Here is a 23,074-nt window from a genome sequence, read left to right as displayed (position 1 = left end):
GATATTTTAAATTACATCGAATGCAGAATATACACTCACCTTATCTTCGTCAGTTTTATATATTCTACGATATCATTTATCGTATTCCATTTATGCCAAACATCATCAGCTAACGGCTTAGCCGTTTCTTTCTCTACCTCAATAACCAACTCTAATATTTCTAGAGAGTCTATATGCAAATCCAGTATTAGTCTGGCATCCGGATTTATTTTCGACAGAGGACAATTAGTTATCGTAACAAGACTTTTCTGCAACCATTGTAATATACCAACGTATAAAACATCGTGAGTGTTGGCGAACCTATTTGTGTCAGACATAATATCCCTTTGCTACGCTAGAATTCTTAACGTTGGTTCATTGGATTTGGCGTGATCTTCTATAGCTCTAATCAAGAACTGAATTAAGTTTTCCAACTTATTGAGATGATGACCATATTTCTCCGTAAGCTGGTTAAGAGCATTTTGCTGCCGGTTCTTTATACTGTCGTTCCCTGCCTGCCATGCTTGATAAGTTGCGGTAGCGATGTCATCATTTCCACTAAGGTTATTTATTATTACCCCATCAGAATTCTCAAGACTTTTAAATATACTCTTTAAATTATCCAGATTAGGTAAAACATAAATATATCCTTTCTCTTTATCCCAAGTTACATTTAATTCAGGTGACAGTTCCTTCTTCCAGTAATTAAATCTTTTTTCATCACCCGTTAACGTATAAAGTGTTTTTACATTTGAAAAAGCATTTTCATTTATTTTGCCAGTTTCTGCATCATAAAAACTCGGTTCATGACTATAGATAATAAGTTTATCGTTTAGACTAGCGGCAAAACTCCGTTTTTTAAAATCAATTTTATTTGCATCACTCCCAGCCCCAACATATTTTGACTGCGCACTGAGTCCCTCACTAAAAGCTTCGTAATACTTACTATATCTCTCAACTATTTCTTTATGCTTACTCTGAAAATCTTCATAACCAATATCTACAACTTCAATCAAACTTTTTATATGTGGAGGTATATTTATTTCATCATGATTATATTTTGAAGATAATATTTCATATTTATCATGAATATCATCTGACACACGGTTAATGACACGTTGAGTATCTCCTTTCGTTACACCCGTTTTTTCCACCGCGATCAATCTTCTTACCCCATCATTGTCACTCGCCAATAAACTTAACCAATCACTTATTAAATTCGGATGATTATTACCATCTTGGTAACGTGATATAATAGAATCAAAAAAGTCGCTATTGATAACATCGCCTCCCCCACTATTCAACGTAGAATGTAACGATTCAATCTGACTAGAATTCTGCTTGATCGGCAATGCGTTCACTGTAGATATTATCATAACTATGATTCCTTAATTTAAATATCTTAGCCACGAATAATTTTTGCAGATGTCATATTTTGACCAGCGATTATCCCGTTAATAGTGTCCTGCATGCTTTTAAACATATCATTAAGAGAGCTAGCGGCTCTTTCTTTTTCTCTTAAAATAGTTTGAGTTATATCTGCGGCAGTGTTTTGTATCATCTTGTTGGCTTCAATAGTTTTAACTTCCGCCATGTTGATACCCGAAACCATCTGACCACCAGTAGTCGCCATATTAGAAATAGCCATGCCAACTATCTCCAATTTACGCCCAGTATGGCGGTTTGGCTTGGCCGTACTCAACGATGAATTAAGATCTTGGGGTCGTTCTCGCTCTGCTTTTATTTGTATCTTATCTTTGGGATGATTATGTATTTCTTTGGAAGACATCCTTTCTCTTGGTTCATTTAGCGTTCCTATTTTATTATTTTTCATTGTGCCAACCGCATTCATGCTGGCACCTCTTGAATCCATAACATTAAGGCTCTGCCTGACGTCACCAACTTTATTAGTAGCAATATTCGGCTGCTGCTGTTCAACTTCTGCATTCAGCATCCTATTTTGCTTATTTAAGCCACGTAGCTGTATACCGCTACCGGCGCCCACCATGACAGAACCGATAACAAAGCTGAATATGGCCCCGATCAGTTGCTGCTTGCCCTCTTTTATTGTTGAATCTGCTGCATTTTCAGCCATTGTAGCGCTTAGCGAAGCTAGGAAGATGTTTATCTTGGCGTTACTTTCATCCGCAGTCATCCGTTGTCGCTGTATCATAGATCTGATGAATATCATTAAATTATCTGAAGTAAACCCATCAAAGTGGGAGACTCTATCTACACCAATCTCGCGTGCAATCAAGGCTCCAGAAATTTTATGTAGAAACTCAGGTGCGAGTACGTTTGTAAAATAATCTGACTGGGTCTGTTGTAACTCTGAGTTTGGCGAATATCTTTTATGAGGAGCATTCTTAGAATACAATTGCATGAATTCATTCAAATTTTTGGATAAACCAGCTAAAACACTTTCATCGATTTCTTTCTGAGGGGATACAAGAGTCACTCCCGAGTTTGGAAGTTTTAATGATCCATCTTGTAATCCAGATAACGAGTTTAAATTTAAACTATTTATTGTTCCCTCAGCTGATTCACTAGAATTTATTGGACTATTTTTTTGATCGGAGTTTATCGCAGGATGATAAACAGGCGCTTGGGATTTAACATTAAAGTTTGAACTCATAATAACTCCATTTATCGAGATTAAACTGTTTTAATAATCAGGTAATATCACGAAACAATTAGCTCGCAATACGTCTAACCACGGCCAACTGATTTTGTTGAGATTGATATATCCCTTCAATCATATTGTCCAAATGTTCAGCGCCTACTTTCGTAAATGTTGAAAGTGTCTCCATTATGCGCCGAATCAATTCGTTTATTGAACGAATAAACTCTGTATTTAATGTTAAATCTGCAAATATATTTTTTGCGTCTAAGTTATAATCAGCAGAAATAATATTTAGCGTTCCAGATATCGCTACGTTATTCACATTCACAGCAGCTCCTGTTACTTTGGAGCCAATTTCTACCTTGCGCAAAGTCGTCTCACCAATATTTACTGAGTTATTAATTGCCTTTCCTATACGGCTAATGCCTTGATTCAGACTATCCCCTACCTTCCCAGCCGTATTCCCTACAGCATGCGCTGCGGCTTTGGGCAGTAATTTTGCACCTGCTTTCAGCACACCATTACCGATTAATTTAGCAAGAGACGATGCCATATTTTTTACGAATGATGACAATGAAACCAGAGAAATAAGAAGGAAAGCAACAGCCGCCAATACAACGCCAACAATTTTACCAATGTCCTCCGCTTTTTCCTTGGGTACGCCACAGGCAATCAGGGCATTGGTTATACCAGTGGCGATTTCTTTGGCTAGCATTTGCATTAAGCTACTATTTCCTGTTGCTTCAAGCACTACGTCTGCCACCGCCATAGCAATACCGACCGCTGCAACACAAACCATTAATGCAGACGCAGCACCGAGAGTAGCAACCGTGGCAACAACTGAAACAGCGATCATCACGTAACTAAGAATTTTACTAGCGCAGGATGCCGCCTTACTGGTCTCTTCGGCTTTTTTTTGTGATGCCTCACACTCTTTAGCTTTGTTTTCTGCATCACGACAAGCGGTTTCGTCTATCTTTTCCAGAATAGCCTTTTGTCGTAACGCATTATCAAGATTCAATTTGCCAATCAGCTCTTTCAGCAGAGCAGAGAGAATCGCGAGTTGTCCTAACGCACTAATATGCTTTTCCTTATCTATACTACCGGGTGCGCGATTACCAATTTCTGTAAGAAACTTTTCTATTTCCTCATGCGAGGTGGAAGCTTTTTTTGCTATAGCCAAAGCATCAGTAACTGCGCAAGCGGCCTGTTTCTCTTTTGCATCCAAACGTACTTGAACCGTAGCAATTTCCTTATCTACACGAGTCAGTTCAGATTGTGGATAAGGGGGAGTTTGGGCATTAGAACCCACAGTTTCGGGGAAGGCCGCTATATACTTTTGCACTGGGCCAGTTTCTACACTAAATGCAGGTTGTGAGCCTAAAGAACGTGCGTTTTGAGCAACCGAACTGCCCTTCGCTTTTAAAATATTTAATAAATGACGTTCTTTTTCTACGTCTTCTATATACATTTTCGTTCGTTGGTTTGCCGCGCGCAGCTCAATATTCACTTCCTCAAAAGAGGCCACTAAAGCATGACCTTGAAGGCGAATTGTTTCAGATTCGACGTTGAGCTGTTTCAGCCGATTCTGCATATTACCGATGGTATCTTTATGGAAAATATCCTGTAAGTTGAGCATGGCTTGCAGTAATGCCGTATTGCCATTTAGGTAATTACCCGTGGTTAATGGCGTAGCCTCTTTCGTTAAATTACCCTCAGCAGGACGATTATCAGAATGGGCAATATTCTGCAACCGGCTCGCCAAGGGAGCCTTTGTCATAAGCTGCGGTTTCGTTAGCAACGGGGCTCCGTTAATACCTTTGCGTTGCCGGCTCAATTGTTCCTCTGCAGCTAATTCTCGACAGGCATCCTCAAGAGCCAAAACTTCTTTGCCGGCATTATCTTTCGCGATCAATAACCCACCCGGCCCCACTCCCGCAGCAACAAAAGATAAAGCATGATTAATTCTTTCTCTGGTAAGCTTACTGGGGTCAATAGTCATAATATATTCCTTTAAATAAATTTATCGTCCCTGCCCCGTACATCAGGATCGATTTTCTTCCAAGTTTTGTTTGAGAGCAGACAAATAAGCCTGAGCCTTCTGTTTTAACTCAGCATTAGTCGTATTAATCACCGTAGTCTCAAAACAATGCAAAGCCGCCGAAGTTTTTTTTAGCATCAAGTTGCATTGCCCTGCATGAAATAGTGGTCGGTAATCGTCTTTCGCTAGCATAAATGCCAATGCATATAATTCTGTTGCTTTGTCAAAGCGTTTTTTTAATTGATAAACTGCTGCTAATCCCATGACATAATCAGAATTGTAAAAATCATAAATACTGAGGAATCTGAAAAAAGTTTCTGCTTCGTCTAACTTACCTTGATGATAAAACTCATAAGCGTATGCATAGATTCCTTGCATTGTAGACTCAGGAATATCATGTATATCTTTAAATGTTATACCATCCAACAATGCCTGACAGACATCATCAATATATTTCTCATCTTCAGTAATGGCAGTATTTATCAGAGCCTGTTCTACATTCTTTGATTCACTCATCGCGCTCTCCTTATGTTATATAGCCAAACAGCCCTGATATACCAAGGTCAGTCTAGACGACACTTACGCTAACTATCTTTTAAAAAACGATTGGGAAATATAGAAATAATTATAAAAACCATAAAAAACCTATAATCATTTATAGTCATCATAATACATTTGCTCTACTGATTATTAACGTTATTAGAATCATCACTATCGATTCCACTACTGGTATCAGATTTCACTTCTTCAACAAGCTCTTCTGCAGGAGGAAGATATATACCCATCTTCTCTAACTCTATTCTTTTTAGCCAAATAATAATATTAATTACATCCAGCATGTCATTGTCTCGGACAAAACTAAAAATATTACTATTACGGTAGATTCTGCGTGCTAAAATAATATCTCTTACAACAGGAATACCTTCCGATTCGGCAAAAGCGATAACCGCGAGCGCTTCTGCATTCTTTGCTTTAACTATTACAACAGGGAAATCTGCGACTTCTGGATCGAAATAAATACCTAATGCAATATGTGTTGGATTAGCCATCACGAGTTGAGAGCTTTTTATACTATGCTTTGTTTCCTCTGACAGAATATCCATATGTATTGTTTTTCGCGCATGTTTTATCATTGGATCTCCTTCACTTTCTTTATATTCCTTTTTAACTTCTTGCTTCTCCATTTTTAAATCCTTAATAAACAGATAAATCTCAGCCAAAGTATCCAGAAGCAACAATATTAATGATGACGAGAGAAATAAAAAAATAAAAACAACGCACAGCCATGACCATTGCTCTATCATTTCACTTAGCTGAGACTGATAAAGAATAAATACATCTCGTTTCCATACCATGATGAATATATAAATTGATGTAGAGAAAGACAATAAATATAAAATTGCCTTAACTAATTCTTTTAATGGCCTTATGCCAAATATCTTTTTCATCCCAGAGATTGGATTAAGGTGCGAGAAGTTTATTTTTAACGCCTCTGTTGCCAGCCTGAAACGACTTTGTAATAAAGAAAGTAAAACCCCAGGCAATAAACAGAATAACAAAACAGGCACTACGGCATAGAGAAAAATTCGATACAACTCATCTAGATAGGCAGGTATGTTAATCTCTTTTGGCGATAGTAGTACCTTTTGTAGCAATTCCCCTATATTCTCAAGACTCGAGAACCCACTAATTGCCAGGGAACCACAAACTAAAACCGCTGCAGCAACCAGATCCTTTCCTTTAAAGCTCTGCCCTTTTTTCGCCGAATCGCGGATCTTTTTGTCAGTAGGCTTCTCTGTCTTCTCTGCCATTCTATTCCCAAATAAAAAATATACTTCACCGAAACTCAAATAAAAATAACTTAATTTATTTAAGCGTAAAAATATCCAATAAAAGAGACATGTCTACCATAGATACTAATATTGACGGTATTTCATTATGGAAATAAAGCAAAAAAACGCTAAATGCAATAATAGACTTTATCGCTAGAGAGAGGGAAAAGGCATTAAGTTGCGGGCAAAAACGTGAATATAGCCCCAGTGCAACCTCACTAAGAAATAATGTCACCAAAACCGGTGATGCCAGTATCAACCCTTGGCTCACCAATGAATTTAACCAAGCCCCAATTATCAGTGGTTCAAAATGAGAAAAACCCTGACAGAATGGCATCATGCGATAACTATCAGCAAAAGCCGCGACTAATTTATACACCCCGCCATCAGCTAAGAAAATCATGCATATCAAGCAATTAAGAAATGCAGAAAACTCAGATGACTCAATGCCATTAGCAGGATCAATCGTATCACTAATTGTCGCACCTCGCTGATTATCAATTATCTCACCGATAATATTAGCTACAAAGAAGGGTAAGCAAATTAGAAAAGCAAAGATAATGCCGATTAATAGTTCATATAATACAATATCAATAATTTCTCGCTGCTCTCTGACATCATCACCTACGGATAAATATGGCCACAGACCTAAAATTATATAAATAATTAGGCTATTCTTAATCACTATTCCATTTATAAGTTTAGTGTTTAAAAAAGGCAAGAGAAAGAAAACTGGAGCAATGCGTAAATAGGCAATACTGAGCGTTATCATGCCAGAGCTAAAGGTATCGTATAAAGAAATATATAAGTTAATAGTATTATTATTCATACAACATTTAGGTTAGCGGTTGAAGCGCAATAGATAAAACCTCTAGGGTATAACTCGTTATTTTATCTGCTAACCATCCTGACATCATAAATAACGAGCCGAATACTGCTAGTAATTTCAAACCAAAAGGCAAAGTTTGCTCCTGTAGCTGAGTTACCGTCTGTATTAATCCGACAAATAGCCCAACTATAGTCGCAACCAATACAGGAATAGCGGATAGAATAACGATGAGTAACAATGCCTTATTGCTTGCATAAATTATCTGTTCCATAAGCTATTGCTGAGAAAGTTCAATGTATTGCATAATTAATCCTTTAGATATCAAGGACCATCCATCTATAGCCACGAATAGAATAAGCTTTATAGGAACAGAAATTGTAACCGGACTCATCATCATCATACCTAGTGCCAACAGTATGCTAGAGATAATTAAATCAATCACAACAAAAGGCAGGTAAATATAAAAACCGATTTCAAAAGCAGACTTTATCTCACTGAGTGCATAAGCCGGTAAAAGTGAAAATAGCGATGCACCTTCGTTTTCAATATCAATCTCTTCCTCGCTACGCCCCAGTTGAACAGACTCAAAAAATGAAATCAATTCAGGATCAGCGTATTTCTTCAAATAATATTTATATTTCCCTAGCCCTCCATCAATAAATTCTTCAATCGAGATTGAATCTGTTACTATTACTTTCCGCGTCTTTGAGTACTCATTGATGTCACTGATTACGGGCATCATCACAAAGAGAGAAAGAAGTAGTGCGATTCCGTTCAATGCAATATTAGACGGGATTTGTTGTACTCCCATAGCATTACGGACCATAATAAGAACAATTGATATCTTTAAAAAACAGGTTCCGGAAGCTATAATAAATGGCAAGAGTGAAGCAATTGCTATTATTGCAATAAGCGATATGTCATCAGGCATTTTTATCTACTCTATCTTGCCTAAAGTGGCCATTTTTGTTACTTCAATTCCTAAATCATCATCAATATAGATTAATTCACCTTCAGCAAACAGATGATTATTTGCGTAGATTTTTATTTTCTTTTCCATTTCTTGTTCTAGTTCAAACTGAAATCCTGCCTGAATCTTTGACAGTTCATCAAGACTTATTGACTTTTTACCAAGAACGAAAGTTAAAACAACTGATATTTCGGACATTTTTATAGGAAAAGCGATTAATTCCTCGTCTGGATTCTCGTTCAAAACATCCAAAAAATCATTTTCAGTATTTCCTTCGTTATCAACTAATGTGTCCACAATAATCGCTCCCTGATCCTGATATAAAAATGTTGCTATAGCCTTATCTGATATCTTAAGTTCCATCAAAATATTTTGCACTAGAAGAACATCTCTCAATTCCAATGAATTTAATAGTCTATAACTGATGTTACTGGTTCCTAGAATCCATTTACTCATTATCGGTAAATGTCTTAATGACTCAGTTTCGCCTTTTATTGGTATTAAATAAATTGGTGCACGCGATAATAAAATCCAGCCAACATGATATTCACGAACTTTCAACCAATATTTCCGTCCTGTTTCTCCAGATAAAATACTAATGTCTTGTAATGAGTAAACCCCAGAAAATAATTTTCTTTCCCTTACTTCATTTTTAAATAATTCTAATAGTTGCTGTTCACCGATGTATTCCCAGGCCAACCCAGCCAGTTCTGGCCAAATGTATCGACACCAATCAACAAGATCGATCGCTCCAATTAATCTTTCTTTAGAGCAATGAAGCTGGAAAATTGCATATGTCCTATTGGCTGCTATCGTCTCCGGCAGTACTTGTGGCTCATAGTCAAACTGCTGTTTTATTATTAGCGCATGCTGCCGAGTAACCCGCCGAAAATTAAACATTATGGTTTTTCATCCTGATCCGAATATCCATAATCAAATTTTCTTTCTCTATATGTTTTACGTGGTTCAAAGATCATAGTCCGTTCTGTTTCCAGCAAATGATAATTTTCATCTAAAATATACTGCACGTTATCATCAGAGGCCGTTGCAAATATTCTCTGCATCTTTGCCAGTTGAATTCTGACCGAAGGAGTATCACTCCAAGACGAAAATCGATAATGTAACCCACGCGATGCATTCTCTGGGTTCTCAGGTAGTAACGGCATATACTTGCTCACCTCATTATCAAAAAAGTCATCAAAAGTGCCTGTCTTATCACTGTAAAAAGTAGGCGTTAGATCTATTTTCTGTAACCCTGGCATACCTACCTTATCTAAAAAACCATCCGTTGCATCAACTTCTCGTGACCAACTCAAACCAATAGACCCAGAAAGACATTCTGACTCCAACAATAATTGCTCGGCATCACCCGTTATCATTCCGCCTATAGGTCCTTTATTCTGTAGTGATGGGGGCAATATCTCTCTATTCTTCTCACTTGAATTCTGGTTTGGCGTGCTTATATCTCCCGAATGATATTCACCGCGATATTGTTGTAATTCACGCTGAACCGTGGGCATAGATGAATCAATATGAGTACTTGCGAGCTTCAATATATCAGATAAAGCGATAAGAACTTTAGAGCTCGATATTCTTCTTTGGTTGCCCACACCCTTATTCCCCGCGAATGAGTTCATATGAATAAACTCACGGCCAAATAAATATGTTAATGCCGAATCATGTATTTCTTTCACTTCAGGCTGAGCACTAAAAGAGACTCCCTGTTTAATGTGTAATAACGCTTCTATGATAACTAAAGGTGCTAACAGCAACCCACCCTCCTGCTGTTCACCATCAAGAGATAAACTAGCTTTTAGAAACGGCGCTTTAACCTGATTTAGCTTTTTATTGAGGAGCGTTTCATCCTCAGGTAACATTGCCACAGAAACTAGCACCGAATCGGTGATAAAAGACCTGGATACAGCATCATTAATTGATACTGTCTCATGATGTCCAATATTTAATACCGGATTTATTTTAGATTCGAATACCACCATGAGCCGACAGCTCCTCGATTTCAATTTCCCTCGAAGTCTCAGATTTTAAACTATGGTTGCAGCGTAACCCAGTAAGATATTTTTGGAACTTTTCACACTTTATATTAAAATTCATGACTCGCTTGGTGATTATATTTCTGTTCTGCTTTAGCTGCTTTAAATCTCCATCCAACGTTTCTATCTTATATTTTAATAAGAATATTTCGTTCAAAACTATTGATTTCTGGCGGCGATTATCAAAAAAATCCTCTCTGGTAAACTCCATTTTCTGATCGAATAATCCAGCTTGCATATCTAAGATTTCGATCCGCGTAGCGATGCTTTCAACTTTCTCACTCACTGATGTTATTTTCTTATTTATTGAGTTCAATTCAATCTGGGAACGCTTCAGTTTTTTTTCAAGCAAACGTAAGTAATTTTTGTTTTTAAGAAGTAAGTTCATACAACGCTCTTTGTGTTTCTAAAAATAGACTCTTCGCACCGGTCTTCTGTTTTAAAAACAGTTCTATTTTCTCTTTTCTATCTAATGCTCGATCATTTTCCTGATTTTCACCACGCTGATACTCTCCTAAATCCAGATAAAATTGAATGTCATCTAACCGGGCTAGCATGTCCCGTAAATCTGTGGCAGCCTGATAATGCTCAGGAGTCGTGATCTTCGAGAAAATACGGCTTACGCTCTTTAATATATCAATGGCAGGATAATGCCCGCGTCCGGCTAATCTATAATTAAGATAAATATGACCATCTAGAATTGAGCGAATCTCATCACCAATGGGATCTATCTCCTCCTCGCTTTCTAGCAATATCGTATAGAAAGCCGTAATGGAGCCTTGTTGCATGTTGCCTGGTCGCTCTAATAAAGAAGGAAGTTGCTCAAATACAGAAGCTGGGTAACCGCGCCGAGCTGGCAACTCCCCGGCTGACAGCGCAATATCCCTAAGTGCTCTGGCGTAACGCGTCATAGAATCAACAAATAACACCACATTCTTTCCCAAATCACGAAAATATTCCGCTATTGATGTGGCCAGCAACGCTGCATTACAACGCTCCACCGAAGGGCTATCGGAGGTAGCATAAACCAGGATGGTCGAGTCTCGGCGCGGGGAATCAGCTATTTCATTAATGAATTCTGTGACTTCTCGTCCCCGCTCCCCAACCAACGCGACGACACAAACATCAGCATCAGAATGCGCTATTATCATATTCATCAACGATGTTTTGCCTGCACCTGCAGCCGCGAAAATACCCAAACGCTGCCCTCTGCCGCAGGTAAGTAAACCATCTATCGCTTTGATTCCAGTATCAAATCTGTTACCAATTGCCCTCCTTTGTGTGATTTCTGGTGGCGATGAATCTATGTTCCTCCACTCCAACGGTTGGTTATCTGGAGGTTCAGAAGAGCTGTAGAAAGACTGAATCTCCTCACCCGAGGCCTTAAATACTTTTCCTAACAAAGACTCGCTCATAGGAAACTGAAAGGGTTTACCCAACGGTAAAATTACCGCATCCAGAGAAAGTCCCTGAACTCGACCTATCAGACTTAATAGAGTTTGCCCGGCACAGAAACCAATAACCTGAGCTTTAGCGATTAACTCTCCGTTAGTCAAAGAACGTTTAATCACACATATCTCGCCGATGAAACACCTAGGTAATGGAGCCTCGATTAATACACCGCTTATTCGGGTTGGATGAGCGCCATAGTCAAATAATCTCATAATTTAATAAATTAAAATTTCTTCAAGATGCGTGCTGCGATCGAAGAATTCTTCCAGACTATTAGCAAACAAACTCAAATCATCCAAAGCTGCGCTATTTAAAACGGCGCTCATAATTAATAAATTATCATGAACAAGTAACGCTGGCTGCCCTGGTTGAAAGCAAGAAGACTGATACTCTAATATAGAGTTAAGTAACCTAACGCTGACCTGCTCGATCCTGGAAGGAATGTATTCAGATAGTGACATCCAGAGAATAATATCATCACTGTGCATGTCAACATTAATAGCCTGCCTTCCGTCAAGCTCAAGTTGAACGGTAGAGTGGCAATCAAGATTTTTATTAACTAAATCATCACGCCCTACCGAGCTAAGGAAAACATTAAGCATTTCAATAAATTTATATTTCATATAAACTCCATTCATATGGTTTTTATTACATTTATTTTTGTAGATTCTGAAATTTCATTAAAGGAGATCACCTCTAAATCAGGGAAACGACCTTCTACGATTTTTTTAACGAAACGGCGAATATCAACAGGAACTAGAACTATCAAATCTCTCAAAGAGATATTTACATTACTTATTGCCAGCGATAGTGATTGAACTATTTTTTCCGCATTATCTGGCTCTAAGTTTAAAAATGTCCCTCCTGATGATTGTCGAATTCCTTGCCTGATAGTATCTTCAACACCTCCGCCAAGCATTAATACATTCATTACGCCTAAAACTGAGAACTTATCTGATATATATCGGTTTAACGTACATCGAATATGTTCAACTAACATCAGTGTATCTTTCTCTTTAGGAGCCCATTGCACTAAAGATTCTAAAATCAGCTTCATATTTCGTATTGATATTTTTTCGGCTAAAAGCCTTTGAAATACTTCGGTGATTTTCTGTACTGTGGCATGTCTATAACATTCTTTCAGTAATTCTGGACATTTAGCTTCCAGATCATCTAATAAATTTTTGGCTTCCTGAATACCAAAAAACTCGTGGATATGACGTAATAATAACCCGCTAATGCAACCGACCATTTCCGTTATATCATCGCAAAAATTCAGACCTAGCACCGTCGCATTTTCCTGGTTTTTACTATCAATCCATTTACTCGAAGAACCATTATCTTCTTGTATAACAAATAACTCTATGCCTAAAATGTCCAGTTCATCAGTTGAACCAATGATTTTTAAATGACCGAATCTTATACTAAATTCGCCAGCAAATATTTCATTGATCAAGATAATTATCTTTCCTTGCTCGATGGTAGGGGAGTAATTTATCGCTATATCTGGAACTCTATATCCAAATTTTATGAAAATATCCTTTTTTATTTTTAGCGAAAAGTCTCTATCTTCTAATATTTTCTGATGAACAACAGACACTGAAACAATTATAGGCAGAGTTTCTGGAACATAATCATCAATGTTCTCTATAGTCCTGATGGTCTCGCCGGTAGTAACATTATTAGGAGTATCTATAACTCCCGTAGGTACTTTATTAACCGATTTATCTTCTTTACTTTTTTTATAGAACCGATAAAAATACAGACCAAAAAGTAGGCAGGAAAGTATAATAAATATGAACGTTGGAAATCCAGGTAAGAAACCTATAGTACAAGTTATAATTGCAGTAACCAGAAGAGAAAAGTCATTATAAAATAGCTCTGATACAATATTTTCCCCAAGGTTTTTATCATTCCCACTCACCCTGGTAACAATAAAACCAGCGCTGATGGAAATCAGCAGTGCAGGGATCTGCGCAACCAAACCATCACCGATCGTCAGAAGTGTATAACTACTGAGTGCAGCGGACATATCCATTCCCATCTGAGCAACACCTACAGAAATCCCCCCAACAAGATTGACAAAAATAATAATGATACCGGCGATAGCATCACCTTTAATAAACTTCATTGCGCCATCAAAAGAACCAAATAACTGACTTTCCTGTTCTAGAACGCCTCGCCTTATTTTCACCTGATCGTTATCAATAATTCCCGAACGCGCATCAGCGTCAATACTCATTTGTTTGCCAGGCATGGCATCCAGAGAGAATCTCGCTGCCACCTCAGCAATACGCTCTGAACCTTTGGTGATTACAATAAATTGCACAACAGTGACTATGGCGAAGACGACTATCCCTACGACTAAATTGTCCTGAATAACAAACTCGCCAAAAGTAGCTATAATATCTCCAGCATCAGCTTCTAATAGAATCAGTCTGCTGGTACTGATAGAGAGCGCTAGTCTAAATAAAGTACTAATAAGTAAAATAGAGGGAAATGTCTTGAAGTTAAGAATATTGGTGATATAAAACGAACCCATAAAAATAAGTACAGAAATCATGATATTCAAACCGATCAAAAAATCGATTAAGAAAGTTGGTAAAGGGACGACTAGCATAGCTATCACTGTCACCATTACCAAAAGAACCATTAACTCAGGCTTACTCCTAAGTTGAAGCAGGAACCATGACAGTCTACGCATTTTCATCCCTACTCTTAACTTTATTTATTCTTTTCACTGCATCTTCTTTCAATTTTATCTGGCTAATTTTTTCTTTCATTAAATGGATGAGTTTGTCCCTTTTCTCTAACGAGAAAAAAATATCTACAGACACACTGGAGAAACCACTCAATAACAACTGTAAAAAAATAGCCTTGGTTTCATATGTCACTAATGATAACTTTTCAGAATAAAACTTGGCCAAACTTATTTTATAATTATCTATATTCCTGATCCCAGAAACGAAAAGATTAGACAATTCTTGATCATTACTTATGCTTATAAGCTCTGTACTCATTATTTTCTGCAGAAAATGAATCTCAACTGATTGAATCTCCCTTAAACCACCAACTCTACGGAATAGATCACCAAATTCTACAACGTTAATATTTCCTGTAGGGATAGATTGCAAATCGCAAGCTAGTGAACGTGTTAGGTAACGCAGCATAATTTCTCGTTGCTGACTCGTTATTTCACTTACCCATTGTTCGTAAATATAAATGATTGGGCCATCGTAGCAAATAAAGTCACGATATATATCCCGCAGTTGAATCGATGTCTTATCCAAGGAATGCGAGAACAACCTTGCCGATAATGCTACGTTAACGCCCGCTTCAGTCCTACGCTCTGTATCTTCTTCGGTTAAGACACTTTTCAACGTATTTAAATTACTAACGATCTTACTGGTTAGTTTTTTTCGTCGTAGGAGCTCAAAAATAACCATCAACATGTCGCTGGTATCAGGAAACAACTGAGCCAGAAAAGAACGTAATTTGGGAGGAGTCATTTCCTCGCGATTAATGATTTTTTCAATATGACTTACTTTCTCGTCAGCGTTATCATCCAAAATTCTCTCGGTAAATATCGTATTATCATCACTCGATGAACGTAATTCTTTGCGCCGATTAAACTGCGAGGCTAACATCGCCATTGATGCATATTCGCTAGTGTTATCGATGATGCCTTGCCCACGTAGCGTATTCTCACTGTCACCAGCAGTGTTTTGAGCTTCCTCATTCTTATCACGTTGCGCCGAGATATAACGTGAGTTTCCACCAAGTGGGGCTATGGCCATGGACTATCCATATAGTTCTGCAATAATTTTATCGTTCCTTGTAGCTGTTCATTTTTGTTTTTTATTCTATCGCTCAAACGCTCTTTTTCTGAAAATTGCCTACCATCCCAGGCCTCTGACTCACTTAATAAACGAGGCTGGATCAGAAAAACCCTAATCATTTTTTGTTGATTAGTACTTCTATAGCTGAATAGTCGCCCTAAATAAGGGATACTACCGAGTAGCGGGATTTTCTCCTCGGTTTCTTCTAATTGTTCGCGGGTATATCCACCGATAAGTAAACTGCCTTCTTTGGCTATTCGAGCAACAGTACTGATATGAGTTCTATTGACTACAGGTAAACCGCCAATCTTTTCTACATCCCCGCTACCGCTACGACCGGGAGAACCGTCCTCAATATTTACGTCCATTTCAACCTGCCCTCCGTGCGAAATCCGTGGTAATACACTCACCATAGTGCCGTAGGTCACCTGCTCGAGAGTCGCGACCCTTTCACCTTCCAGCCGAGCATAGAAACTCGAACTGTTATCAAAAAGTGCCGGGACGTTTTCCTGCGTCAATACGATAGGACGAGAAACTATTTGAGCATCACCAGTACGGCTTATTGCATCAATACGTGCCAAAAACCTGGCGCTATTTGACAGATTGCTTTGATTAAAAACAATGTCACCCCCGCCTGCGGTTACGCTACCAACCTGCCAACGGACGCCCACTTCATCTAATTTTTTTTTCGATATATCAATAATCCAGAGAGAAAGTTCAATTTGCCGACGAGAAACGTCTAGGGCGTTAACTAATTGATATATGTAGCGAGTTTGTTGCGCGGAACCAGTAACTAACAGACTATTACTATCAGGATAAGCAACTACGGAAAAGTGACTACTTCCCGTGTCAGTAATAGCTCCGTAATTTTGTTGCGCCAAATCCAGCGCCGCCGGTGGTAACGGAAAACCTGTTTCTATCTGATTTGAAATATCTTCACGCGGAATAACATGAACGTTGTTACCCAAAGCATTTTTACTGAACAATGAATTAATAACGGTGACCATGCCTGGAATCGTCACGGCTTTGCCCCGTTGGCTAAAAACACGATCGTTAACCGACGAGTGCTTTAACGGGATAATAGTCACATCAGTCCCTGCTTTCTCTTCGACTTGAATCCGCTCATCCAAGTAGCGAGCGGTAGCTAATACTAATTCGACATAAAGTGGAGGGCCTGCAACATAGACTACGGATGCTTTACCCTCTGAACGTAGTGGATAACGCGAGTCATAAATTCCAGTGGTCTTAATATAGTTAAGCAACTCACTCCAACTTGTTGAACGCAAGTTTATTAGTTCATTGCGAATTTCACTATTATCATATACATATATACTGGTTCCATCGTCATACCATATTAAAGCCGTCCGTCTAGCTAATGACTTAAACATTTCTTCCGGTTGTGACATGTCAAAATTGCCAGTCACTTTTTTTTGCATTGCAATTTTGCTAAGAATAATCGGCTTTTCTATCCTGGATGAAACGACGTCAAATACCTTATTAATCGTTATATTATTGGCAATAAATGAACTCTGACTTTTTTCCCGGTCTACCGGCGTAGCGGTAATAACCTCTCCGAATCCTGGAGAGGCATAGCTAAAAGTTAATAAAGATAAAATTAATATTTTAGAGAAAAGGTATGGATTAACTATCATATAAACCACTCTCCAGGTGCCTTATCTCAGATGGAGTGAGCCCGAAATTTCTTTTTATGTCTAATGTAAAATGAGATGCAGAGCAGTAACCACAAGCTAACCCCACATCCAATATTGACATATCACTTTCAATTAGCAGTAAGACCGCGGTTGCCATACGCCAACTCATCATCTTTTTTTTCGCCGATGAATTAAAACTTTTACGACACAGAAATCTAAAGTAGGGGGACGATAATCCATAATTTTTGCTCAACTGAGATATTTTTATATTTTCTCCATTAGCTGACTGTGAAATAAGATAACGGAATATTCCATATGCCTCATACCGGCGAAGAATATTTAATAATGATAAATAATACCCCCCCCCGTTCATGACTTCAGAAATAAGTAAACCACTCACTTCAGAATTACGCCAGGTTGAATAATTCCTGTCATACCAGACAGGGACAGAATCTTCAAATTTGATTTCACTATCGGATGGAGGCCTTTTACCTTTATTTGATTGTGATTTAGCCTCATCAAGCGTTGCTAAAATTTCAATAGCACTAAATATAGGTATCCCACTGATATTCCAAACTCCGGAAATCTGATTTAAGTCATCCAAACTCGGCGCAATTAAAAGTGAGGAATCCAGTACCAGACCTTTTTCTTTCCGTATAAATGATGGGTATTCTAATATAGAACCTTTCACCATTGGCCTGACATAGAAAATCATGCAATCAAGAGCAGGTAGTTCTCCGTCCACATTATTGTTGCTCTTACTTATACTCATGAATAAAAAACCTTAACAGGAAGTAGCATCTGATTATTTAAACAAAATCTGGTTATACTCTACAATTAGCAACAATCACATTCTTTGGAATTATTAGGAAAAAAACATCCTTTATAAAAGGATGCCGGTACCAGAAACGATAAGAATTAGTGCGATTTATTCCGATGAGTAATAGATTCAAATCGGCAATAATAACCAAACTTTAAAAGATGTATGCGAACTATTTTAGTTGTATTCTCTTTAAGAAATACAGCTCATCATTAATGACTGATTTTTACACCAATAGAACCTTCGTTGCTATGAATAATAACGCCGATTTTTATATAATAAAAATAGCCTCTGGTCGAATGACTGGCACCGAATTATTGTTTAAATCTAAAGGTTGCCTGATATTTGCGAACACAGAGACAGACTATAACGTTGTGACTGATGAAGAGAATGACTTAATCAGTTACTTTTTTCCTATTGATACTGGCAATTATAAGTTAACTTTTTTTTCATCCTATACCAATGAAGCAAACAAATCAGATGCTAAACTATCAGTCATTTTTGAAGATTTAGATAATGAAAAAGACACACCTAAACTGACTACCGATGTCATATTACAAACGGTCTTATTCCCCGATACGTTTCCTATACTGGTTAAGTCGATCGATGATTCATGGAATTATGAATCCTTCGATGAGCTAGGACAAAAAGATACAATGGACTCTTCTCTACCACAGAAAAATGGAAGTTTGATAAAGAGAGGAACATCTAAGCATTTAATTATTATATTTATTTCAATGTTAACTGTTGGCTTGATTTTATTAACAGTCATGACTAACAATCATAATTCTAATGTGCAAGTAGATAAAATCATTACAAGCAACATATCTAAACTTTTAGGTGAATCATCAATTCATTTCACCATTATTCTGCAAGCAGAAGGAAGAGGGAAAGATCAAGTCATTGTAAATAGCCGCCGCGATGCAGACTGGGTATCTCAGCAATTGCTCACGTCAAACTATGCTGGCTTAGTTGACATTATTTTAGTTAGCGAGTTAGAGAAAGAGCTAATGTCCTTAATCACCCCCTTTTCATCGTCAGTTTTAAATATTGATATGAGTTATCCTTGCTCACCTATTGTTAAGTTATTGAAAAGCTCGGATTACTTATCAGAAGTAGAAAAAATAAATGAAACGATAAAATCTAGAGTTAGCTGTGCTAACGAGATAGAAGTTAAGTTTTATCATAAAAAAGCAATTTTTGATGATGCAATAAGAGGAATAAAAGCAAGTAATGTGCCATTCAGAATTATAGAAGATGAAAAAAAACCTATTGTGGTTGTAAGCTCAAATCTTAGTGACAATCAACTGATATCAACCATGAATTTTGTCAAAAAATTCATTAGTGAATGGGGGAGTAATTACATTCAATTCTCTATTTCACTTAGTGATAATGAATTATATGAAGGAGTGTTTATTAATGATATAAATGAAAATATAAAAATCAATAACAATCATTGGGATTTTAAACAACATTCTTACTAAGAAAATAAAGAGAAATTAATCATGCCAACGACAACATTATCCACGCCAAACTATACCGTTAAGAACTTTGAAAACACGACACCACTATCCGGGCAAACAGCAAACTTTGCTTATGATATTGCTGGAAAATTCACTGAGCCCACAAAAGACCTAATGAATAAAATCGAGGCGGCGCAAAAAAGTGCTATAGAAGATATCTCTAACCCAATTAAGTTAATAGATTATACATTGTATCTAGGTCAATATTCTGCACTTAGGCAAGCACAATCTAACGTTGCAAAGAAACTCCTCGACCTTACATCCGGGATTATTCGTAATATTTAGAACTATATAATATAAATTAGAGCATTGCACATGAGTCATTTAACCAGTTTAATTTCATTTAAAAATCAGCTCCCTGATATTGGTGAATCCGTTTTCGACGGAGCAGGCCAGCTCGAAGGGATAATAAAAAAATTGTTCAGCCAGCAAGCTGCCGCAACCAGTCAGGAGAAAGCTGCAATAGTTAATTTAATCGAGCATGGAAATATAACTGATTCCGCAGAATTAATCAGAGTCGGTCAGATACGATTGGGAAAACATGCTGAAGTTGTATCACTGGCGAATACATTGGTTCGTAAAGCTATTTCAGCTGTAGAAACTACGATAAAATCTCAATAATGATGCGAATAAGCCGGTTTATATTATGTGCAGCCATTGCCCTATTTTTGACTGGCTGCGATCGCCAAGATTTACTAACCGAGCTAGATCAGCGTCAAAGCAATGAAGTCTTGGCGACCTTACAACAATACGGTATTCAGGGTAAAAAAAAGGCAAATGGCAAGTTGGGTTACTCCATTCATGTTTCTAAAAATGATTTTATTGCGGCGGTAGATTTACTCAAGCAATATAACTTGCCTTCTAAAGAATCCGTAGAAATTATTCAGGCATTTCCCAGTGATTCTTTAGTTGCCTCACCTCATGCAGAACGAGCCAGATTACTTTCACTGATTGAACAGCGGCTTGAACAATCTGTTTTGACCATACCAGGAGTTGTCAATGCCAGAGTGCATGTGAGTTATCCTCTATTAAATAATAGCAGGACTACTCAGCAGCAAAATATATCCTGTTTAGTGACTTATGCTGGTAGTGAAGATCCAAACCAATTGATGACTAAAATAAAACTTTTTTTAAAAAATAGTTTTTCAGACAGTTCATATGACAATGTCTCTGTAGTTATTGTTGAACGTCCGATTATTCAACGTAGTGTATCACTAGATAGTAAATATAATACTTTTAATCCATATTATATTTTGATAATCATCCTAATCACTAACTTAATTATTTTCATGCTCTTCTATTTTCGTAATTCCGCACGTTTTATGGAAAAAAGAAGTGGTTCATCCAAAAAGATCAATACCCAATAGGAGAATTTAATGGATCATTTAAAAATATTGCTATCACCTGGAAGCTACTTTCATTCTGATCACAGAATAATGGAGCATAATAACTCACCAATTTATCTTCAGGCTTTCCAAAATAATTATTTAATTGCTAAATATCAACTACCTATTCCACGCAAGCTGTCACTCTGCATTCCTAAGGTGATTAAGGAATCGTGGGGTAACTTACCAGATATAGCCTGGAGATTAGGAATACTTGGAGTTGATACAAAACATCATCCATATTTATTAACCGATGATGATATAGAGTTAAGAAACAATATGCTACCTAAGTTCAAATACATATTACAAAAGTATAAAGAAAAATATGTTACCCCAAATTATATAATGGCTTTTGGCGCACTACAACTTGTTGAAACGATTATTTTTTTCGATACAACATTGAAAAGCAGAGCTGAACGCGTATTTAGCCAACGTGTGATGAACATCATGCGCACATTGCAATGTGCGAGACTACCCTTCAATTTGATAGAAATGGTTTGTTATCATGTTAAAAGTAAAAAAAACACCCTTGCATGAAATATCAAATGAAAAAGTACTTATCAAGAGGTGCTGTATTAGTTCTAATGCTTATCAAGTACGCATAATCGAATACGCAAAGAAAGAAGCAAAAAAAAGGTTGTCTAAAGCTGAAGTTGAAATCAAACATATAACTGATCAAGCACATAATTTTGGCTTCAAGAGCGGGATTTTTTTATTTATTGACACTGTCATTTCAGCAATAAGCCTCTATCAAGAAATATGCAACAAAAATATTGCCAATATTGAGGTGAGACTTAAAAATAAATTACAGGAAATATTTGGAGATACGAGATTTATCGAATTGGTTTCTGAGCATTTTCATGGCTTTTCAATATCATCACCAAATATTGAACTACACATTCCCAAAATTCATTACGCTAAAATAATAGAAAACCTGAAGAATGAATCTTATGTCATAGAAAGTAATCAGGAAAATATAATTCTCAAGGTAGGTGATGAAATCATAGTATTTGATCCAAATAAAGACCGTCCTGAATTCTTGCAAGAAATATTTCCACCAATAAAAAAACACATATTGAACATTAACGGAATTGTTAACTTAAAAAAAACCAGAGAAATAATAAGATTGACCACATGCAACCAGCGAGAAGAAAATGAAAATAACGAGCAACCTGAATAAAGTTATAGCTAATACCGGAAATGCCAAGAGAATAGAAATGAACAAAATTAACATTCACTCATTAAAAAATGATGCTTCTGAGAAATTGGCTTATGAACTTGTTAATAATATAAAAATCAACCAATTAAAAAACCTGAAAGAGGCCTATAAAGTGATTTCAGAAAAGCTTAATGGCAATGATAATAATACAAAATCTAGTATTATTGTTCATGCTAATACTTTACTACAGTCAAGCGAAAGTAAAGAAGATAAAGAGCTTTCGTCCAACATTATCATTCCATTTTTAATAAACGAATCCATCATTAATAAAACCCTTAAAGAGTTCACTAGCAGTATATTAAACAATCAACTTAGTTACATTGAGAGTGATGATGAGGAAGACATTTTCTAATTTAACACCGATTATATATTATTTGCTTTTCTCTGTTGGATCAGCCCATTCGACATGTCTAAACTCTGCCGCCGAAAAATGGAATGTACCCTCTGTTATTCTTGAATCTATTATTTCTCAGGAGTCATCCTGGAAAATCAATGCGAAGAATAAAAACGAGAATGGCAGTCATGACATTGGCTTGATGCAGATAAATTCAATTAATATCTCATTACTGCAATCGGCTGGTATTATTGATAACGCAAATATGTTGAAATCTCCATGTATTAACATTCAGGCTGGGGCTTATTTGCTTAGTCTCAAGTTTAAAAAATATGGTTATAGCTGGAAAGCTGTAGGAGCCTATCACTCTGAAACCCCCAGATTTAGGGATAAATATGCCAAACTCATAATGGAAAAAGTATATTCAGATGCCGATTTGTCAGAGACAAAATCTCAAGTGTTAGCTAACACACCTTAAATATAGTTATAGTAAATTAATATGTGTTACAACTCACAAACCATCTT

26 protein-coding genes are annotated in these 23,074 nt (G+C 37.0%); 8 read left to right on the top strand and 18 right to left on the bottom strand.

The window, feature by feature from the left end; all coding sequences use genetic code 11:
* Positions 1-35: 35 nt before the first annotated feature.
* The 18 genes from ACQ4OC_RS08415 to ACQ4OC_RS08330 form a co-directional block, all read right to left on the bottom strand.
* Positions 36-317: an acyl carrier protein gene (locus ACQ4OC_RS08415; protein WP_064516616.1), complete on the bottom strand. Its 282-nt coding sequence runs from the start codon at positions 315-317 to the stop codon at positions 36-38.
* Between the two features lie 12 nt (positions 318-329).
* Positions 330-1,355: an IpaD/SipD/SspD family type III secretion system needle tip protein gene (locus ACQ4OC_RS08410; protein ID WP_430971090.1), complete on the bottom strand. Its 1,026-nt coding sequence runs from the start codon at positions 1,353-1,355 to the stop codon at positions 330-332.
* A 26-nt stretch (positions 1,356-1,381) separates the two neighbouring features.
* Positions 1,382-2,614 (bottom strand): hypothetical protein, encoded by a 1,233-nt coding sequence (locus ACQ4OC_RS08405; protein WP_064516612.1) that lies wholly within the window; start codon positions 2,612-2,614, stop codon positions 1,382-1,384.
* A 58-nt stretch (positions 2,615-2,672) separates the two neighbouring features.
* The gene (gene sctE, locus ACQ4OC_RS08400; RefSeq protein ID WP_430971089.1) at positions 2,673-4,604 is read right to left on the bottom strand and encodes a type III secretion system translocon subunit SctE; all 1,932 of its coding nucleotides are present in this window, start codon (positions 4,602-4,604) and stop codon (positions 2,673-2,675) included.
* A gap of 42 nt (positions 4,605-4,646) precedes the next feature.
* Positions 4,647-5,159, bottom strand: coding sequence for a type III secretion system translocator chaperone SicA (sicA, locus tag ACQ4OC_RS08395; protein WP_064516609.1), 513 nt, complete (start codon positions 5,157-5,159; stop codon positions 4,647-4,649).
* Between the two features lie 164 nt (positions 5,160-5,323).
* The gene (locus ACQ4OC_RS08390; RefSeq protein ID WP_430971088.1) at positions 5,324-6,454 is read right to left on the bottom strand and encodes an EscU/YscU/HrcU family type III secretion system export apparatus switch protein; all 1,131 of its coding nucleotides are present in this window, start codon (positions 6,452-6,454) and stop codon (positions 5,324-5,326) included.
* A gap of 55 nt (positions 6,455-6,509) precedes the next feature.
* Positions 6,510-7,304 (bottom strand): type III secretion system export apparatus subunit SctT, encoded by a 795-nt coding sequence (gene sctT, locus ACQ4OC_RS08385; RefSeq protein WP_430971087.1) that lies wholly within the window; start codon positions 7,302-7,304, stop codon positions 6,510-6,512.
* A gap of 7 nt (positions 7,305-7,311) precedes the next feature.
* On the bottom strand, positions 7,312-7,575 hold the full coding sequence (sctS, locus tag ACQ4OC_RS08380; RefSeq protein ID WP_064516603.1) for a type III secretion system export apparatus subunit SctS: 264 nt from the start codon (positions 7,573-7,575) through the stop codon (positions 7,312-7,314).
* Between the two features lie 3 nt (positions 7,576-7,578).
* Positions 7,579-8,235, bottom strand: a complete 657-nt coding sequence (locus ACQ4OC_RS08375; RefSeq protein WP_120805307.1) for an EscR/YscR/HrcR family type III secretion system export apparatus protein — start codon at positions 8,233-8,235, stop codon at positions 7,579-7,581.
* A gap of 6 nt (positions 8,236-8,241) precedes the next feature.
* Positions 8,242-9,174, bottom strand: a complete 933-nt coding sequence (locus ACQ4OC_RS08370) for a FliM/FliN family flagellar motor switch protein (RefSeq protein ID WP_430971086.1) — start codon at positions 9,172-9,174, stop codon at positions 8,242-8,244.
* The gene (locus ACQ4OC_RS08365) at positions 9,174-10,271 is read right to left on the bottom strand and encodes a hypothetical protein (protein ID WP_430971085.1); all 1,098 of its coding nucleotides are present in this window, start codon (positions 10,269-10,271) and stop codon (positions 9,174-9,176) included. Before ACQ4OC_RS08365 ends, ACQ4OC_RS08370 begins: the two co-directional genes overlap by 1 nt.
* Positions 10,252-10,713 (bottom strand): hypothetical protein, encoded by a 462-nt coding sequence (locus ACQ4OC_RS08360; protein WP_430971084.1) that lies wholly within the window; start codon positions 10,711-10,713, stop codon positions 10,252-10,254. The genes ACQ4OC_RS08365 and ACQ4OC_RS08360 overlap by 20 nt, the downstream gene beginning before the upstream one ends.
* A complete protein-coding gene (sctN, locus tag ACQ4OC_RS08355; protein WP_430971083.1) occupies positions 10,697-11,989 on the bottom strand; it encodes a type III secretion system ATPase SctN in 1,293 nt (430 codons plus the stop codon). The genes ACQ4OC_RS08360 and sctN overlap by 17 nt, the downstream gene beginning before the upstream one ends.
* A 3-nt stretch (positions 11,990-11,992) precedes the next feature.
* Positions 11,993-12,400: a type III secretion system protein gene (locus ACQ4OC_RS08350; protein ID WP_064516590.1), complete on the bottom strand. Its 408-nt coding sequence runs from the start codon at positions 12,398-12,400 to the stop codon at positions 11,993-11,995.
* Between the two features lie 11 nt (positions 12,401-12,411).
* Complete coding sequence (locus tag ACQ4OC_RS08345) at positions 12,412-14,481, bottom strand: EscV/YscV/HrcV family type III secretion system export apparatus protein (protein WP_430971097.1); 2,070 nt, start codon at positions 14,479-14,481, stop codon at positions 12,412-12,414.
* Positions 14,474-15,574 carry a type III secretion system gatekeeper subunit SctW gene (gene sctW / locus ACQ4OC_RS08340; protein WP_064516588.1) on the bottom strand — a complete coding sequence of 367 codons (1,101 nt, stop codon included), beginning with the start codon at positions 15,572-15,574 and terminating at the stop codon, positions 14,474-14,476. The genes ACQ4OC_RS08345 and sctW overlap by 8 nt, the downstream gene beginning before the upstream one ends.
* Positions 15,565-17,268: a type III secretion system outer membrane ring subunit SctC gene (gene sctC, locus ACQ4OC_RS08335; protein WP_064516587.1), complete on the bottom strand. Its 1,704-nt coding sequence runs from the start codon at positions 17,266-17,268 to the stop codon at positions 15,565-15,567. The genes sctW and sctC overlap by 10 nt, the downstream gene beginning before the upstream one ends.
* Positions 17,258-18,040 (bottom strand): helix-turn-helix domain-containing protein, encoded by a 783-nt coding sequence (locus ACQ4OC_RS08330; protein WP_430971082.1) that lies wholly within the window; start codon positions 18,038-18,040, stop codon positions 17,258-17,260. Before ACQ4OC_RS08330 ends, sctC begins: the two co-directional genes overlap by 11 nt.
* 299 nt (positions 18,041-18,339) lie before the next feature.
* Between ACQ4OC_RS08330 and ACQ4OC_RS08325 the strand changes: the two genes are divergently transcribed.
* The 8 genes from ACQ4OC_RS08325 to ACQ4OC_RS08290 are packed head-to-tail and all read left to right on the top strand — an operon-like array spanning position 18,340 to position 23,027.
* Entirely contained in the window at positions 18,340-19,572 is a 1,233-nt protein-coding gene (locus tag ACQ4OC_RS08325; protein WP_158513769.1) for a PrgH/EprH family type III secretion apparatus protein, read from the top strand.
* A 21-nt stretch (positions 19,573-19,593) separates the two neighbouring features.
* Positions 19,594-19,896, top strand: a complete 303-nt coding sequence (locus tag ACQ4OC_RS08320; protein WP_064516581.1) for an EscF/YscF/HrpA family type III secretion system needle major subunit — start codon at positions 19,594-19,596, stop codon at positions 19,894-19,896.
* Between the two features lie 30 nt (positions 19,897-19,926).
* Complete coding sequence (gene sctI, locus ACQ4OC_RS08315; RefSeq protein ID WP_120805291.1) at positions 19,927-20,232, top strand: type III secretion system inner rod subunit SctI; 306 nt, start codon at positions 19,927-19,929, stop codon at positions 20,230-20,232.
* Entirely contained in the window at positions 20,232-20,978 is a 747-nt protein-coding gene (gene sctJ / locus ACQ4OC_RS08310; protein ID WP_430971081.1) for a type III secretion system inner membrane ring lipoprotein SctJ, read from the top strand. Before sctI ends, sctJ begins: the two co-directional genes overlap by 1 nt.
* 9 nt (positions 20,979-20,987) lie before the next feature.
* Positions 20,988-21,533 carry a hypothetical protein gene (locus ACQ4OC_RS08305; RefSeq protein ID WP_064516575.1) on the top strand — a complete coding sequence of 182 codons (546 nt, stop codon included), beginning with the start codon at positions 20,988-20,990 and terminating at the stop codon, positions 21,531-21,533.
* Complete coding sequence (locus tag ACQ4OC_RS08300) at positions 21,502-22,176, top strand: hypothetical protein (protein ID WP_120805287.1); 675 nt, start codon at positions 21,502-21,504, stop codon at positions 22,174-22,176. Before ACQ4OC_RS08305 ends, ACQ4OC_RS08300 begins: the two co-directional genes overlap by 32 nt.
* A 37-nt stretch (positions 22,177-22,213) precedes the next feature.
* Entirely contained in the window at positions 22,214-22,567 is a 354-nt protein-coding gene (locus tag ACQ4OC_RS08295) for a hypothetical protein (RefSeq protein WP_430971080.1), read from the top strand.
* The gene (locus ACQ4OC_RS08290; RefSeq protein ID WP_240442675.1) at positions 22,545-23,027 is read left to right on the top strand and encodes a lytic transglycosylase domain-containing protein; all 483 of its coding nucleotides are present in this window, start codon (positions 22,545-22,547) and stop codon (positions 23,025-23,027) included. Before ACQ4OC_RS08295 ends, ACQ4OC_RS08290 begins: the two co-directional genes overlap by 23 nt.
* Positions 23,028-23,074: the final 47 nt, after the last annotated feature.

The organism is Yersinia sp. J1 (assembly GCF_050586585.1).
GTDB lineage: Bacteria > Pseudomonadota > Gammaproteobacteria > Enterobacterales > Enterobacteriaceae > Yersinia > Yersinia entomophaga.
This window is presented reverse-complemented; position numbering and strand designations above follow the sequence as displayed.